The sequence below is a fragment of the Ferrimonas futtsuensis DSM 18154 genome, assembly GCF_000422645.1.
GTDB classification, from domain to species: Bacteria; Pseudomonadota; Gammaproteobacteria; order Enterobacterales; family Shewanellaceae; genus Ferrimonas; species Ferrimonas futtsuensis.
The window spans coordinates 119,524-135,412 of sequence record NZ_AUGL01000007.1 but is presented as its reverse complement, the minus strand read 5'-3'; the positions used below and the strand labels follow the sequence as shown (position 1 = coordinate 135,412).

The window sequence follows — 15,889 nt, the reverse complement described above, 5'->3', positions numbered from 1 at the left end:
TTTAGAAAACATTCAATCCAATTGTCAAAACTGCCGGTTGGCGTCTGAATTCTGGCCAATGAAATTGAATCGGGGTTGTGAGTTTCTGTATTCTGGTGACTTATCTCTAAGTTGCCGTGGAATCTCTCTTGAACCGCATCGCTGTCTTCGTGGATGTGCAGAACATCTACTACACCTGTCGTCAGGCCTTCGGTAGCCAGTTTAACTACCGGGCTCTGTGGCAGCATCTGTGCAATCAGGGAGAGATTGTGTTTGCCACCGCCTACGCCACCCACAAGGGCGACGATGGCCAGCGTAAGTTTCAGGATGCCCTCAAGCACATCGGCTTCGATGTGAAGCTCAAGCCCTTCATTCAGCGGGCCGATGGCTCAGCCAAGGGGGACTGGGATGTGGGGATCACCATCGATGTGATGGAGCAGGCCCCCCAGGTGGACACCGTGGTGCTGCTCTCCGGCGACGGTGATTTCGATCTGCTGCTGCACAAGGTCAGCCAGGATTACGGGGTGGATGCCCGGGTCTATGGGGTGCCCACCCTGACCGCCCACTCCCTGATGGAAGCCGCCTCTGAATTCTGCCCCATAGGTCCGGCGATGCTGCTGTGACTGCCGCTGCAGTTAATTGTTCGCCTTCTTCTCAAAGTACTGCAGGTCGATAAACAGGGTGGCCATCAGCAACAGTTGACGGCTGCGGTTGTCCAGTGAGGGGTCGCTGTACTCCACCACGAAGTTATCCTTGTCGGTAAACAGCTCGGTCAGCCCCCCGGACCAGCGTTTACTGATGCAGGCCACCTCCCGCCCCAGCCGCTCCACCGGGAAGGTCCAGATGCGCCACAGCGGCGAGGCGACCGTCATCATTACCCGGCCGCGTTCATCTTCGATGTCGAACTTCTTATGCCACAGGGCAAAGCGCTGCTGCACCGCCCCCAGTTTGACGCCGCTGGCATCGCTGACCTCCAGGCGCTGAAACCACCAGCGGAAAGGGTGGTGGGCGACCAGCAGCGGCACTCTTTGGGGAGAAAACAGGTGAATGTCGAAACGGCGCCAGTGGCCAAACAGTTGCCGGGACAGGGTGCCGAGCATGCCGGAACTCTGTTCGGCGGCATAGCCCAGCGGGCGTTCCTGGGCATCCAGCACCTGGTAGCGGTTGCGGCTCTCGAAGCCAAACAGTTCGGCCATCTCAAACAGTTGCTGAATGCGGATTCTGGAGTGGTTTTCAAGCATAGCGGGCTCCTTGCTGACGCCTCTACTATAGCGAATCTGTTGAAATCTATTGATCTATTTCGGAATCAGGCGTCTCTGGGCAGCCCTTTCTGCACCACCCGAATCAGTCGCTGTTGCTGTTTGGTGGTCTGGGCCAGTTCATTGCGCTGCTGTGCCAAGGCCCACTGAATATGTTCATCCACCATCTCGTCCACCCTGCCCAGCCCCTGTTCCAGAGCATCAATGATGGCGCCGTTGGCGGGAGCGTTCCCCAGGGCCACCGCCAGATTGCGCTGCCAGCGTCTGAAGCCGATGCGGCGGATGGGGGAGCCTTCGGTGGCACTGAGAAACTGCGCCTCGTCCCATTGCCACAGGGTCAGCAGCGGCACCTGGTGCAGTTGGGGACGGGTATGAAAGTCCCCCTCTGCGGTGAGGGGGGCGTCTCTGTTGTGAGGGCAGGCCAACTGACAATCGTCACAGCCATAGATGCGGTTGCCCATCAACGGACGCAGTGCCTCCGGGATCCCTTGGTCGGATTCGATGGTCAGGTAGGAGATGCAGCGGCGGGCGTCGACCACATAGGGAGCGACGATCGCCTTGGTGGGGCAGAGGGTGAGGCAGGCGGTGCAGCTGCCGCAGTCACCCTGGTAGGGGGCATCTTCAGGCAGAGGCAGGTTGGTGAGCAGTTCTCCGATAAAGAACCAACTGCCCGCTTCCCGATCGATAAGGAGTGAGTGCTTGCCCACCCAGCCGAGCCCGGCCTCCTTGGCCAGGGGGCGCTCCAGGATGGGGGCGGAGTCCACGAAGGGACGACCGTCGAAGTGGGCGACCCGCTCTCGCAGTCGGTTGCCCAGTTGCTTGAGGCGGTTGCGCATCAGCTTGTGGTAGTCCCGCCCTCCGGCATAACGGCTGATGTAACCGAGATCGGCTTGGCTGAGGGTGGCGGCAAACCCCGCTTGTGGGGGCAGGTAGTCCATGCGCACCACGATGGCGGTGACACTGCCCGGGTGCAGCAGGGCGGGCTGGGTGCGCATCTCCTGGTTGCGGGTCATGTAGGCCATGTCACCGTGGTAGTGGTTGGCCAGCCACTGCTTGAGTGCGCCCTGCTCGTTGGTCAGATCCAGACGGGTAATGCCACAGGCGGCAAACCCCAGCTCACTGGCCCAGGCCTTGATCTCAATGGACAGGGCGCCCCAGTCTGGCGCGCCCTGTGTTGTGCTTTGGTCGTTCATGGGGGCTAGGGTATCAGATCTTGCCCCCATCGGTCCTACTTCAGGTGTCCGGAGGTCATGGGCGCCAGAATCAGGCTGCCATTGACGGTTTTCATCTCCACTCTGGCGTCCCCCTTGCCCTGGCTGAAACTCAGGCTCTCTGTGGGGACATACTCACCTCGCTTCGGCTGGTGATCGCTGAGGCGGTTGCTGATGTCACCCCCTGGACCGGTGTCCAGCTTGAAGCGGGCTGAGGCATCCTGGGGCAGACTCAGCTTGGTGTCGCCGTTGACGGTATCGAAACTCAGCCTGGCGTTGCCGGTGAGGCTGTCCACCTCCACCTGGATGTCGCCGCTGACGCTGGTGACCTCCAGGGCGCCCACATGACTCAGTTGAAGCTGAATGTCACCGGAGACGTTCTCCACTTCAAGCCTGTCGCCGGCGCGGCTCAGCTGCACTTCGCCACTGACCGACTCCACACTGGTGTCGCCCTGAAGCTGCTCCGCCTTGACGTCACCGCTGACGGTTTCCAGCTCAATCTCTCCCTCCAGGGCTGTGGCGGTGATGTTGCCGCTGACGCTGTCCACTTCCACCTCTCCTGAGACCCGGGCGATCTCCAGGTTGCCGCTGACGCTTTCCAGCTCCAGCCCCCGGCTGAGGTCACTGACGCTGAAGTCGGTGCTGACGCCTGTGGCTTCCACCTCGATGGAGCCGGGCAGGGTGATGGTCAGTTTGCTGCCGTCGTTGTCCCCCTGCCATTGACTGGGTATCTTGACCTCGGCCACCAGGGTGTTGCCCTCCCGTTCAAATACCCACTCCTTGGCCTGGTCATCCAGCTCACCCTGAACCCGGATCTCGCTGTGGCTGCCCCCGCTGACGGTGACCTCACCGCGAGGCACCACCAGGGTCAGTTTGCTGATGCCTTGGGCATCCATGCGGCTGTCGATCGCTTCACCGGCCCACAGGGGCAGGCTGAGGCTCAGCAGGCCAGCGGTCAGTATCAGGTTGTTCATAGGGTTCTCCTTAGGATGATCGTATTCGTCGTTGAATAGGTTGCCTTGCCGGACAGGCTCTACAGGCTCTGCAGGCGCTGGTGACGCAGTTGCTGTTTCTGTATCAGGTCCAGCTCACGCTGCTGAACCCAGAGCCACAGCTGCAACAGCTCAGAGCTGTCCGGCTGCTGTTTCAGGGCATCGAACAGCTCCCGTTCGGCGCTGCGGATGCTGGCCAGGGCCTCGGTGGAGGCCAGTTCTCCCGGTGTGGTGCCGGTCTGTACCATCGCCGGGGTCAGGCGGGTCACCAGGCGTTGGCGACGCGCATCGTGTTGCTGCTGGATCTGGGTCAGGACGTCCAGCAAGGGGGCCTGGGGATCCGGGCTGCTCAGGCGTCCGCCAAAGAACCCGCCCAGGGTGGTGATCAGCAGGCTGGCGGCCAGGGCCCAGGGGAGCCAGGAGGGCCGCGACGGCGCTGGCAGGGGAGAGCGGTCCAGTCCTTTTTCGATGGCAGGCCACAGATCGCGACTGGGGGCCACCTCTGTGTCCAGTTCCTGCAGCAGTGAATCCAATTGGCGACTCATATCAGCATCTCCTGTAGCAGTTGGCGTGCCCTGTGGTACTGGGCCTTGCTGGTGCCCGGTTGAATCTCCAGCAGTTGGGCCACTTCGTGGTGGTGGTAGCCTTCAATGGCGTGGAGCACGAACACCTGACGTGCCCGTTCGGGTAACCTGGGCAGCAGGCGGTCCACCAGTTGCAACTCCTCCATCGCCTCCCCCTGACGCTGTGCCTCCTCTTCGTTCAAGGGCATCAGCTGAGGTTGCCCCTTGAGGTAGTTGAGGGCGTGGTTGAGGGTCAGGCGGTGCAACCAGGTGGTGAACTGTGCCTCGAAACGAAATTGAGGCAGCTTCTGCCACAGGCGGATAAACACCTCCTGGGTGGCCTCTTCGGCACAGGCGATCCGTCCGCTGAGTCTCAGACACAGGGCATACACCCTGGGGCTGTGGCGGCGGTAGATCCGGGCAAAGGCGTCACGATCGCCCTTCTGAGCCAGGCGGATCTCCTGTTCCTGCTCTGCCGGGAAGGGGGGCAGGTTCTGCGTCAATGCACTCTCCTTGAAGGGTTAATCCCAATGTCACTGAATATTTGATCATTACCGCTGGCCTAGATGGTTCCACTCCGCGTTGTGAGACCGACTGTTGGAATCGCCTGCGGCGACGTCTCACGTGTTGATTGGAACCATGTCTTCGGCGCACTAGATAGAACCTTGACTGACTGAAATTGGTATAGACCGACGGCGCCGACCATCTCTGATACTTCCTAAGACAGACCCAAGGTGGCAAAAGGTTGGAATGGCAACAACAAAAAGTTGCGCAACAGGACGAAGAATTCGAGTGAAGTCAGTTCACACAAGATGGGGTTTTGTGATCAATTTCCATGAATTCGGGCCGGGTTGCTGTCAAAATGCGCGACACAACCCGCGGATTGCCGCGATTCTCTCAGCTCCCCGGAAGTAAGCTCTGGCACGGATGAACTCCATACGCAGCAAATTGATCTTATGGTTGGCCCTGTTGCTTCTGGTGACCAACTGCCTTGGGTTTATCAATGCCCTGTGGACCGCCAAGGGGTATTACCAGGATGTCCACGATGCCAACCTGGCCCAGCGGGCCAGGGTGATGCTGCAGTTGCTCAACGAGACCCGGGCCGAGCGTGTGGATGAGGTGGTGCGTCAGGCGGTCAAACGGTTTGAGCAGCTGGATCTGACCTATCGGCAGGGGTGGATTCTTGGGGATGATGCCAAACTGAGCGGTTCGGATCTGGTGCATTACCAAATCTGGAGCCGGGGCCACTGCGTCAGTGCCAATGGCCACCCCTGTGTGGATGGTGGCATCTTTTCCGATCTCAATGCGGGATTTGCCCAGCAGGAGCACAGGGGCGACACCTGGCACACCTACACCGTCTACAGCTTGCGGCACGAACTCTATCTCACCGTCGGCTACCCCGATGCCCTGGGACGGGATCTGCTGCAGCGTGCCATGTGGGCCAGTTGGGGCACCCAGATGGTGCTGCTGACCCCACTGAGTATCCTGCTCTGCTCCCTGGTAATCAGCCTCTCCATTGCGCCATTGCGGCGCCTCAGTAAGCAGGTCAGCCAATGGCCGGCAACCCCCCTCCCTGAAGGCGAGGCCCTGCCCAAAGAGCTCAGGGCTTTCGTATCGGCGCTGGGGCGCAGTCAGGGTGCCCAGGCCGACGCCGAGTCTAAGCGGCGAACCATGGTGGCAGCACTCTCCAGGCGGGTCACCGGCCACCTTCATGGCCTGGGCGAGCGGTTGAAGCGGCACCCGGATGATCTGGTGGGGGCGGTGAGATCGCTGAACCGCTGTGAGAGGTTGGTGCGCAATGGCCACCTTCTCAGTGAGCTGGAGAGAAGCTGGCGCCAGGATGAGAGGCGTTGTGATCTCTACCGGGAAACGGCCCTGAGCTGCGCCCGTCATTATGGCGATGCCATGGCGCTGGGCGTCCGGCTGACCCTGCGTGGTCTGCAGCGTCAGGGCGACGTGGCGGTGCCTTCAGTGATGCTTCAGGGGATGCTGGATAACCTGATAGACAATGCCATCAACGCCAGCCCCAAAGGGGCCGAGGTGATCGTTACCGTGCGTCGATCCGAGGGAGGGCCCTTGCTGCTGACCGTGGCCGATGCGGGCCCGGGACTGGATGAACAGACCCTGAATCTGGAAGGGCTGGGCGAGGCGGCCAGGTATGAGCATGGGCTGGGCCTGGTGCTGGTGCGCGAGGTGGCGGCCACCTTCAATCTGGATCTGACCTTGGGCAGCAGCAGGTTGCTGGGGGGAACGCTGCTGCGTTGCAGTTTCCCTCCATTAGACTCAGATTAACCCGTTTCCAGGGCGGTGTGCTGGGACGGCCGTTCACCCTGGTACACCTCCAGTCTGTTGCGACCCAGGTGCTTGGCCCGGTAAAGGGCGGAGTCCGCCTGTTGCAGCAGATCCGGCAGCTGCTGCAACAGGCCGGTCACCGTGGCCAGGCCAATGCTGGCGGTGATGGTCAGCTTGCTGCCAGACCAGTCAACCCTGTGGTCGGCTATGGCACCCTGAAGGGTGTTGGCCACGTGCAGGGCGCCCACGGCAGGGGTGTTTGGCAGCAGCACCGCAAACTCCTCTCCGCCATAACGACACAGGACATCGCCGGGCCGCTGCAGAGCGCGTTCGCACACCTGGGCCAATTCCATCAACACCTTGTCGCCACAGGGATGGCCATATCTGTCATTGACCCTTTTGAAATGATCCAGGTCCACCAGCAGCAGGCTGAAGGGTTGCTGCTCCCGTCGGCTGCGCAACAGCTCGGTGCGGTAATGCTCATCGAAGTAGCCCCGATTTTTCAGTCCGGTGAGGGGGTCGGTGCTGGATTTCTCCTCCAGGTGACGGTGAACCCTGACCAGGGAGCGGATCTGCTGGGAGAGGCTGCTGTTACTCTGTTCCCGCAAGAAAGCGTGCTGGCGATGGTTCAGCTTGAGCAGGTTCCTCAGCTGCCGCCTCTGGGAGACCAGCAGTGTCAGCAGCAACAGTCCATGGCACACCGACCAGAGCAGGGCGCAGCTGAGGGTGACCAGGGGGGGCACCTGGGTATCCAGTACCAGGGTAAACAGCAGTGGCAGCAGCAGCAGCAGTTTGACCAGCTCGGTGGAGGCGAAGCTGCGTGGCAGCCTGTGGTTGCCATTGAGAATCCAGCTGGCCTGCCAGGCCACCAACAGCATCATCAGCGGTGGCAGGGCCAGATCCAGGATCCAGTTTGGTGTCAGCAGCAGTCCAGTCAACAACAGCACCAGCCCGGCTTGAGTCCAGGTATGACGACGAATGATGGCCTGACTGGCCTGCTGACTCAGCAGGGCGAGAAACAGGGCGAACCACAATGGCTTAATGGGGACATGGCCGGTGAGCTCCATCAGGGCCACAGCAAACAGAGGCAGTTGCGTCAGGCTGTGGGTCAGGGGCAGTTTGTCCGCCAGTATGGTGCTGGTGACCTGTTGGGTAAGCCACATCGCCAGCATCAGCCCCAGAAGCAACCCAAGGAACAGGTCTGGCAGGCGGGGGCGGCGCTGGGATTCGGCACTGATCTCCACCGCCAGGGGGGCATACAAATACAGGGTCACCTGTCGGGCGTTCACCAGGGGCAGAGTAAAATTCATGGGGCGGTAACTGGGGCCGTCCGACTGAAGAATCAGGTCAGTCAATAGCTGCTCGCCCTGGGTGACCATCAGGTGGCTGTCTCCCGTCCAGCCCTGGCTGATCTGCAGTCGCAGAGTGTCCCCGGTGGATGGCAAGGTAAGGCGCTTCCACACCATGGGGCCCCGCACGGCCATCAGGGAGGCGGGCTGCCAGTGGTGCTCGTCGCTAAGCTGAGTCAGGGAGGCGCTCTGCCCCAGATTGGCGTAGGCCAGCGGTTGTGTCCCGCCGATTGCACTCCAATACCAGCCGAGACAGAGTGCGCCGAAAACCAGCGCAATAAGTTTCAATCCATTGATAATCTTAACTTCCTTGCAAAACTCAGACTAGTTTTAGCAGAAAAGCCAAGTCGTTGCAGAAAATTTATTCAATGGCGACTTTTCCCCGCTGCAGAATGCCTTGCGACGCCAGCCGCCGACCTCTAGCATAAGGGCAGTAGTGGCTGGTAATAGGAGAGACACCATGCAACCGGTCTTTTTTGCCCTGATGTCCCGGATGCAGAATGTGCATCGCTGGGGCAAGTCCAACCCAACCCGCGCCGAAAATGTCGCCGAGCACAGTTTCCAGGTGGCGATGTTTGCCCATGCCCTGGGGGAGATTCGCAATAAGGTGTTCACCGACCAGCCGGGTGTGGACGCCAACCACCTGGCCGTGGTGGCCATGTTCCATGACTCTGCAGAAGTGCTGACCGAGGATGTGAACAGCGGCATCAAATACAGCGACAAGCGGATGCTGGCCCTGTGCCGGGAGATGGAGGCGATCGCTGCCCATATGCTGGTGACCACGCTGCCAGCCCCTCTGCAGGCCACCTATAAGGGGCTGATCGAACACGAGGGCGATGTGGAGACCGCGCGTTTCGTTAAGGCGGCGGATCTGCTTTCCGCCTACACCAAGGCGTTGTCGGAACTGCGGGCAGGAAATATGGAGTTTGAGGGAACCGAACGAAAGGTGTTGGCTGCCCTGACCCCCTTTGTCGATACCATGCCGGAGGTGGCCTGGTTTATGGAACACTGTGTGCCGGCATTCCAGATGACCATCGATGATCTGGTGGATGCGGCTCTGGTGGGAGAGCAACAGGGCTAGACTGCACAAAAGAAACGGGGCGCACTGCGCCTCGTTTCTTTAATAGGGTGGGCCATTCCATGGCCCGCGACAACCCGTATTACAGGTCGTCGGTGTTCTCAGACAGGTAGGCGGCTACGCCGGCAGGTGAGGCGTCCATACCTTTCTTGCCCTCTTCCCACTGAGCCGGGCACACTTCACCGTGCTCTTCGTGGAAGTTCAGGGCGTCAACCATGCGCAGCATCTCGTCGATGTTACGGCCCAGAGGCAGGTCGTTGACTACCTGGTGGCGGACGTTGCCTTCGGAGTCGATCAGGAAAGAGCCACGGAAAGCCACACCGGCTTCTGGGTGCTCAACGTCGTAGGCTTTGCAGATCTCGTGCTTCACGTCGGCAACCAGTGGGTATTTAACTGGGCCGATGCCGCCATCTTCAACGGCGGTGTTACGCCAGGCGTTGTGGCTGAACTGGGAGTCGATGGAGACACCGATAACCTTAACACCGCGCTTCTGGAACTCCTCGAAACGCTTATCGAAAGCGATCAGCTCGGAGGGGCACACGAAGGTGAAGTCCAGAGGGTAGAAGAAGATCACCGCCTTGGAGCCTTCGATTTCAGTCTTCAGGTTGAAGTTCTCAACGATCTCGCCATTACCCAGTACGGCAGCGGCGGTAAAATCAGGGGCAGGACGGCCTACTAATACAGACATGGTGTTCTCTTCCTTTTTAAAGGTTAATTTCAACGGCAATCTTAATCTAACTTACTAGACTGCCGACAAATTCCCAATACGTTAGTCATGTGAAACTGAGCACAGTATAGGGGGGTGTGTTCCTTTGAAGAATCGAATAAAATAGATTAAACCAATCGATTGTTCCGGAGCAGACGATGCGCAGACTCCCTAGTCTCAAAAACCTATATTATCTGGTGCATCTGCACAAGGCGCAGAACTTCAACCGTGCCGCCAAGGCGTGTCACGTCAGCCAGTCCACCCTGTCCAGCGGCATTCAGAACCTGGAAGAGCAGATGGGCTGTCAGCTGATCGAGCGCGACCACAAATCCTTCCTGTTTACCGCCACCGGCGAAGAGGTGGTCTGCCGTGCCCGCGAGTTGTTGGCTCAGGTGCAGGAGCTGACCGATCTGGCTCAGAGTGCCGGGGATGCCATGAGTGGCACTCTGCGACTGGGCTGCATTCCCACCATCGCCCCCTTCCTGTTGAACAGGGTGGTGAAGGAATCTCAGCAACGATTCCCCGATCTTACTCTTTTACTTCGAGAAGATACCACGGAAAATCTGCTCTCCATGCTCGGTAACGGCGAATTGGATCTGCTGCTGCTGGCACTTCCGGTGGACACCTCGGGTTTCCACACCATGGGGGTCGGCATCGATCCCTTCCAGGTGGTGATTCATCAGGACTCTGCGGCGCAGTCCAAGCTCAACTACGAGGATTGGCCGGACGAGAGCATCTTCCTGCTGCAGAGAGAGCACTGCATCACCGGCCATGCCATCAGTGCCTGTAATCTGGAGAACCGGGAGAAGATCAACCCCTTTGCCGCTACCAGCCTGCATACTCTGGTGCAGATGGTGGACTCAGGTCTGGGCAGTACCTTCCTGCCACAGATGGCCATCGATGCCGGCATTCTCAAGGGAACGGATCTGCTGACCTATGTGCCCGAGGGGCAGAAGGCGTACCGGGAGATTGGTCTGGTGTGGCGTCAGACGACCAGCCGTCTGCGCACCTTCAGAACTCTTGGGGAGATGATTGGGGACCTGCTGCCGAGTAAGTCCGACTGACGGAGAACACTTCGATCTCCTGCTGCTTTCCCTTGAGTCGAATGGGCCCAAGGGAGAGCAGATCATAGCTGTGGTCATCATCCAGCGCCTCTTTCACCTGATCGGACACCAACATCTGACATCCCAGGGGACCACACTGGTCCTGAAGGCGGGCAAGGGTGTTGAGTACATCGGAGAAGAAGCTGATCTCCTGCTTATACACTCCCACCAGCGCTGCCACCACTTGACCGCCATGGGCGGCCGCCTTGAATTTGGGCACGAAACCATACTCTTTCTGGAAATAGTGACGGTTCCAGTAGAGGGTCTGAACGAAGTCGAAGTAGACGTTGAGACAGAGCCGCGCCCTTGATCTGTGCCTCTGTGGCCAGCTGATCAGCACCGCATCTCCGACGTAGCGATAGATCTCCCCCTGGTTCTGGGTGACCACATCGGAGAGCAGGTCGAAACAGTCCTGGATGAGGCGGCTGAAACGATAATCTCCCAGGGCCTCGGCGTGGGCGGTGGAGCTGACCATGTCCAGAAACAGGAAGATACGCTCCTCATACCTGGGTTTGTGGTACTTGCCCATGCCGATGTTGAGCAGCACCCGTGGACCCACCAGCAACCCCATCTGCTCGATGAAGGCCAGCCCGGTACGCACCAGCACCAGATAGGCGATCAGGGTCTGGGCGGAGGGGGCATTGAGCACATGGGCGGTAAGGATCTGGCTGGTGGCGGCAAACTGCTCAGCATTGTCCCAGGAGTTGAGCCAATTGGTGATGTAGGCCAGGGTGAGGGCCCCCAGCAGCAGAAACAGTCCCTTGAATGCCACGATAAAGGCGTAGGGCATTCGCCGGATGCCGCTGACGTCGGTAATCAGGTTCGACAGCCAGTGCAGACAGCCGAATATCAGGCCCATATAGATGGAGAGGGTGGTGAGATCGGCAGCCGTGATCGCCCAGTACGGACGATCGTCCCCCTGAGCATAACGGAAGGTAACATAGGCCATCATCGCTAGAGACCAGGCGATAATGGCGAAGACCAGTTTTAGAAATTGTTGCCGCGACTGCACTCTGGTAAAGGGACTCTGTGATTATGGGGCCGGTGGGAAAGTTCCCGCCTAGCTTCTTTTATTTGTAATAACGAGACATTATACAAGTTTTGTGACCTCAACCCAAACGCATATCACTTTTTGGATAGGCATTATTTCAGTTGTTAAGGAAGTGCCTCTGTAGTAGGGCGTGGGTGAAGGGGATCTTCAGATAGAAGCCTCTGGGCAGGGTTTGAATCAGGGTGCCGTCCGGGCCAATGCCGTCGGTCAGCACCCGGCTGTTGGCGGCCTTGGGACGAAGCTGCAGCACCTCACCGTGTCGGGCGGTGATCGACTCCACCTCACCCAGGGTGACCCGCTCCATGATCTCTTCCCAATCCTGTTGCAGTACGTGCCACTCCTCAGGGGAAGGGCGCCACAACAGGGGCATCCCCAGGGTGCGCTCGGCCACTGGAATCTGCCTTTCTCCCAGAATGGGGATCCACAGGATCGCCGTCAGCTTATGGCAGACGGGGCTCTCCTCCCAACGCAGACCACCCAGATTGGTCAGGGGGCAGACGCTGACAAAGGTGGTTTCCAGGGGCTTGCCCTGCAGGTCGACCGGGATGGTCTTCAGTTCGATGCCCAGCTGTTCGAAGTCAGGGTGGGGTTTGGAGCCGGCACTGGCCCCGAGGTAGCGCTCCAGCAGTTGACCGCTCCAGCCTTTATGGCGCAGCAGGTTGTCGGGCACCGCTATGCCCAGCGCGTCGGCCAGCTCTCCCAGGGTCCAGCCGGCCACCGCCTCGGCGCGGTCGAGCAGCTGTGATTCGGAGTTTGGCGTGAAGTCGAGTTCGATCATCCCGCCATTCTAACCCGAAGCTCCCAAACTGTGACACCTCGATGGGGATAACTTTTGTGAGCGATTTTTGTACTGGCTTGTTGCCCACAGCGTGGCAAGCCCTGCAAAACGTCCTGCGAATGAGGCTAACTTCATGAAATTAAAATAATTAAGTCATAATCAAAATGCAGTAATTGTCACTGTTATTCAGGTTATCCCGCCCTTACCCGTTTTTTCTTAACAGAGTTATGCACAGTTTGACTGGATAACTGCCGGGAATTGATCCACAGGGGGCGGAGGGTGGTGGATCCCTAACCGGGTTGCCAGGGGTTTTCTGAGCAGTTGAGTCAAAGTCTGTACCAGGACACAGGGGGCGGTGAGATTTTGAACGATCCGAGATCCTCCGAAGGGATCTGAACGGTTTTTCTGGTTAACTTATTGTTTAAAATGGTTTTATTTTTGCGGCTTCACTCCGTTCAAGGATGGATTATGTTCATCCTTTGCGGATATCTCCACCACATACAAATTTACAAACAGGCTTATCCACAGTTGCGGTTGATAACTTTAGGGTGAATCGACCGGGGGATAAAATTTCTGTATATAAGTGTTGAAAATTCTCAAAGTTACCCACTGTGGCCGCTCTCTAGCCCGGGATTGCCCCCGAGCGTCATTCTGTGGAACAATCAGAGCAAGATAAAAATCAATCGGATGACATAGTGATCGACAACGAAGGCTATAGAGCCAATGTGGGGATCATTATCTGTAACCGCCAAGGCCAGGTGCTCTGGGCAAGGCGGTATGGCCAACACTCCTGGCAGTTCCCCCAAGGGGGGCTGGATCAGGGAGAATCCGCCGAACAGGCGATGTATCGCGAGCTGTATGAAGAGGTAGGACTGCAGAAAAAGGATGTCAAAATCCTCGCCAGCAGTCGCTCCTGGCTCAGATATCGTCTGCCCAAGAGGCTGGTCCGGCAAGATTCCAAGCCGGTATGTATTGGTCAGAAACAGAAATGGTTTCTGCTGGAGTTGGTGTCCGGCGAAGATCAGATCGATCTCAAGCGCAGTGGCCACCCTGAATTCGATGACTGGCGCTGGGTCAGCTACTGGTACCCAGTTCGCCAGGTGGTCTCCTTTAAACGGGATGTCTATCGTAAGGTGATGAAGGAGTTTGCGCCGGTGGCTATGCCATTTCAGCCGCGCAAGGACCATACTAAACGCACCCGGGATGGAAACAACAAAGCCAGACGACGAAGAAGAGGCCGATGATTACCACACTGCGCACCATAGTGCAGCGGGTCGCTGAAGCTCAGACTGCGGAGCAGTCGATGATCGAGTTGGTGCAACAGACCCGCGCCGCCATGAACACCGATTGCTGCTCACTCTATCTTACCGATGGTGAGGGGCTAGTCCTCAAGGCCAGCGACGGCCTGGCTCCCTCAGCCGTGGGCCGGGCCCGTCTCAATGCCGGTGAGGGCATCGTCGGAATGGTGATGCGCCGGGAAGAGCCCATCAACCTGGCCGATGCGCCCTCACACCCCGCCTTTAAACTGCTTCCCGAAGTCGATGAAGATGAGTTCCGTGCTTTTCTGGCTACCCCCATTACCCACAGGAGTAAGGTCCTCGGGGTGTTGGTGGTGCAGCAGAAGTTGGCCCGTCAGTTCAACGAGGATGAGGAAGCCTTCCTGGTGACTCTGGCCTCGCAATTGGTGCCCGAGTTGCGCCCCAGCAGCGATGCGCCCGAATTGACCGACACCGGGCCCCGTCGCTGGAGCGCCACCGTGGCCAGCCCGGGCATCGCCGATGCCCAGATCCTGCTGGCGCGTCCACGCATCTCCCTCTCCATGGAGGCGAGCAAGGGCCAGGGCAGTGATCGTGAGTGGGACAGGCTGGAGCGGGCACTGCTGGCGACTCAGGATGAGATGACGGCCCTCAGCGGGCGTCTCAGCGGCGAGATCGAATCCCAGATCAGCGCCATCTTCGACATCTACCAGTATCTGATTGCCGATCCGGTGCTGCAGCAGGATCTGATGGCGGGCTGTGACGAGGGCTGGTCTGCGGAGACCGTGGTGTCCAGGGTCTTTACCCAGTATGTGGCCCGTTTTGAAGCGATGACCGATCACTATCTTAAGGAGCGCGCCAGCGACCTTAAGGATCTCGGTCAACGAATCCTGGGCCAGTTGGCCCGGCCCGGGCAGGGGGGCAAGCCGCCCACAAAGCCGGTGATCCTGGTGGCCAGCGAGATCACCGCCACCATGCTGGCAGAGGTGCCCCGCAGCAAGCTGGCGGGCATCGTCAGTGTCGAGGGGGGCGCCAGCTCCCACGCGGCGATTCTGGCCAGGGCGATGTCGATTCCGGCGCTGTTTGGCATTGATGGCTTGCCCATCCAGGCCCTGGCGGGCAAGCGCGCCATCCTGGATGCGGTGCGCGGCCAACTGCTGGTGGAACCGGCAGAGACCGTGGTACGCGAGTTTCACCGCTTCCAGTCCTCCCTGGCCAAGAAGGACGCCCGTTATGAGCGCGGCCTGACCGAGCCCTGCAAAACCCTCGATGGTGAGCCTGTGTGCCTGCAGGTCAATGCCGGGCTGGTGGCGGAAGGGGAGCAGCTGGACCCCGCCTATGTGGGGGGCATCGGCCTCTATCGCTCAGAAACTCTCTACATGCTGCAGAACCACTTCCCCACTGAGCAGACTCAGGAGCGGGCCTACGGTCGGGTGCTGCGTGCCCTGGGCAGCAAGCCGGTGACCATACGCACCCTGGACATCGGTGGCGACAAGCCTTTGCCCTACTTTCCCATTCGGGAAGACAACCCCTTCCTGGGCTGGCGTGGCATCCGCCTTACTCTGGACCATCCGGAGCTGTTCCTGGTTCAGGTGAAGGCGATGCAGCGAGCGTCGGTGGAAACCGGCAATCTGCGCATCCTGCTGCCCATGGTCTCCAACCTGGATGAGGTGGAGCAGGCCAGCAAGCTGATTGAACAGGCCCGTCGGGAGCTGGAGGAGGAGCTGGAGTGCACCCTGCCCAGAGTCCAGGTGGGGGTGATGATCGAGGTCCCTGCCGCCATCTACCTGCTGCCGCAACTGAGACAGAAGGTGGACTTCTTTTCGGTGGGCAGCAATGACCTGACCCAGTATCTGCTGGCGGTGGACAGGACCAATGCCCAGGTGGCGGACAGGTTCAGTCACTATCACCCTGCGGTGATTCAGGCCCTGGCCCAGACCGTCTCTCTGGCGGGAGACAGTGAGCTGAGTGTCTGTGGTGAGATGGCCGGTGAACCCGAGGGGGCGTTGATCCTGATGGCCCTGGGACTGCGTCAGCTGAGCATGAACCGCCGCAGCCTGGGCCGTATCCATCACCTGGTGCGTCACCTGAGCTCGGCCCGGCTGGAGCCGCTGCGCGGTGCCCTGCTGCAGGCCTGCGACGATCAGCAGGTGCGGGATCTGGCCCGCAGCTGGCTGGATGAGCACGATCTGTCGGAGCTCTACCAGGACGCCTAGGGCGATCATGGCAATTGGGACGCTGACTCAGTATCCTAGAGCCACTTTTAAGGGAC

Annotated in this window: 15 protein-coding genes; 6 read left to right on the top strand and 9 right to left on the bottom strand. The window is 59.4% G+C overall.

All coding sequences use genetic code 11. The features are described 5' to 3' along the window. The first annotated feature begins 128 nt into the window (after nt 1–128). Nucleotides 129–602, top strand: coding sequence for a LabA-like NYN domain-containing protein (locus G505_RS0105720; protein ID WP_028108704.1), 474 nt, complete (start codon nt 129–131; stop codon nt 600–602). Nucleotides 603–614: 12 nt separating this feature from the next. On the opposite strand, the gene G505_RS0105715 is transcribed toward G505_RS0105720, so the two are convergent. From G505_RS0105715 to G505_RS0105695, 5 genes are all read right to left on the bottom strand, one after another. Continuing rightward, nucleotides 615–1,220, bottom strand: a complete 606-nt coding sequence (locus G505_RS0105715) for a phospholipid scramblase-related protein (protein ID WP_028108703.1) — start codon at nt 1,218–1,220, stop codon at nt 615–617. A gap of 65 nt (nt 1,221–1,285) precedes the next feature. Continuing rightward, on the bottom strand, nt 1,286–2,431 hold the full coding sequence (gene queG / locus G505_RS0105710; RefSeq protein ID WP_051215922.1) for a tRNA epoxyqueuosine(34) reductase QueG: 1,146 nt from the start codon (nt 2,429–2,431) through the stop codon (nt 1,286–1,288). Between the two features lie 35 nt (nt 2,432–2,466). Continuing rightward, on the bottom strand, nt 2,467–3,423 hold the full coding sequence (locus G505_RS0105705; RefSeq protein ID WP_028108701.1) for a DUF4097 family beta strand repeat-containing protein: 957 nt from the start codon (nt 3,421–3,423) through the stop codon (nt 2,467–2,469). Between the two features lie 59 nt (nt 3,424–3,482). Next, complete coding sequence (locus tag G505_RS0105700; RefSeq protein ID WP_028108700.1) at nt 3,483–3,986, bottom strand: hypothetical protein; 504 nt, start codon at nt 3,984–3,986, stop codon at nt 3,483–3,485. Then, nucleotides 3,983–4,507 (bottom strand): RNA polymerase sigma factor, encoded by a 525-nt coding sequence (locus tag G505_RS0105695; protein WP_051215921.1) that lies wholly within the window; start codon nt 4,505–4,507, stop codon nt 3,983–3,985. Before G505_RS0105695 ends, G505_RS0105700 begins: the two co-directional genes overlap by 4 nt. A 424-nt stretch (nt 4,508–4,931) precedes the next feature. On the opposite strand from G505_RS0105695, the gene G505_RS0105690 reads away from it, so the two are divergent. Continuing rightward, on the top strand, nt 4,932–6,296 hold the full coding sequence (locus G505_RS0105690; RefSeq protein ID WP_028108698.1) for a sensor histidine kinase: 1,365 nt from the start codon (nt 4,932–4,934) through the stop codon (nt 6,294–6,296). Here G505_RS0105690 and G505_RS0105685 read toward each other — a convergent pair. Further along, the gene (locus G505_RS0105685; RefSeq protein ID WP_028108697.1) at nt 6,293–7,933 is read right to left on the bottom strand and encodes a sensor domain-containing diguanylate cyclase; all 1,641 of its coding nucleotides are present in this window, start codon (nt 7,931–7,933) and stop codon (nt 6,293–6,295) included. The two genes, G505_RS0105690 and G505_RS0105685, sit on opposite strands and share 4 nt — an antisense overlap. Nucleotides 7,934–8,105: 172 nt before the next feature. Between G505_RS0105685 and yfbR the strand changes: the two genes are divergently transcribed. Then, on the top strand, nt 8,106–8,726 hold the full coding sequence (gene yfbR / locus G505_RS0105680; RefSeq protein WP_028108696.1) for a 5'-deoxynucleotidase: 621 nt from the start codon (nt 8,106–8,108) through the stop codon (nt 8,724–8,726). Between the two features lie 79 nt (nt 8,727–8,805). Here the strand turns inward: yfbR and G505_RS0105675 are convergent, their stop codons facing one another. Continuing rightward, nucleotides 8,806–9,411, bottom strand: a complete 606-nt coding sequence (locus G505_RS0105675) for a peroxiredoxin C (RefSeq protein ID WP_028108695.1) — start codon at nt 9,409–9,411, stop codon at nt 8,806–8,808. Between the two features lie 176 nt (nt 9,412–9,587). On the opposite strand from G505_RS0105675, the gene G505_RS0105670 reads away from it, so the two are divergent. Then, a complete protein-coding gene (locus G505_RS0105670; protein WP_028108694.1) occupies nt 9,588–10,493 on the top strand; it encodes a hydrogen peroxide-inducible genes activator in 906 nt (301 codons plus the stop codon). Here the strand turns inward: G505_RS0105670 and G505_RS20685 are convergent. Continuing rightward, nucleotides 10,441–11,484, bottom strand: a complete 1,044-nt coding sequence (locus G505_RS20685) for an adenylate/guanylate cyclase domain-containing protein (protein WP_211219938.1) — start codon at nt 11,482–11,484, stop codon at nt 10,441–10,443. The genes G505_RS0105670 and G505_RS20685 overlap by 53 nt on opposite strands. Before the next feature lie 196 nt (nt 11,485–11,680). Next, complete coding sequence (mutH, locus tag G505_RS0105660; protein WP_028108693.1) at nt 11,681–12,361, bottom strand: DNA mismatch repair endonuclease MutH; 681 nt, start codon at nt 12,359–12,361, stop codon at nt 11,681–11,683. 695 nt (nt 12,362–13,056) lie between these two features. On the opposite strand from mutH, the gene rppH reads away from it, so the two are divergent. After that, nucleotides 13,057–13,605 (top strand): RNA pyrophosphohydrolase, encoded by a 549-nt coding sequence (rppH, locus tag G505_RS0105655; RefSeq protein WP_028108692.1) that lies wholly within the window; start codon nt 13,057–13,059, stop codon nt 13,603–13,605. Next, on the top strand, nt 13,602–15,833 hold the full coding sequence (gene ptsP, locus G505_RS0105650) for a phosphoenolpyruvate--protein phosphotransferase (RefSeq protein ID WP_028108691.1): 2,232 nt from the start codon (nt 13,602–13,604) through the stop codon (nt 15,831–15,833). Before rppH ends, ptsP begins: the two co-directional genes overlap by 4 nt. Nucleotides 15,834–15,889 lie beyond the last annotated feature (56 nt).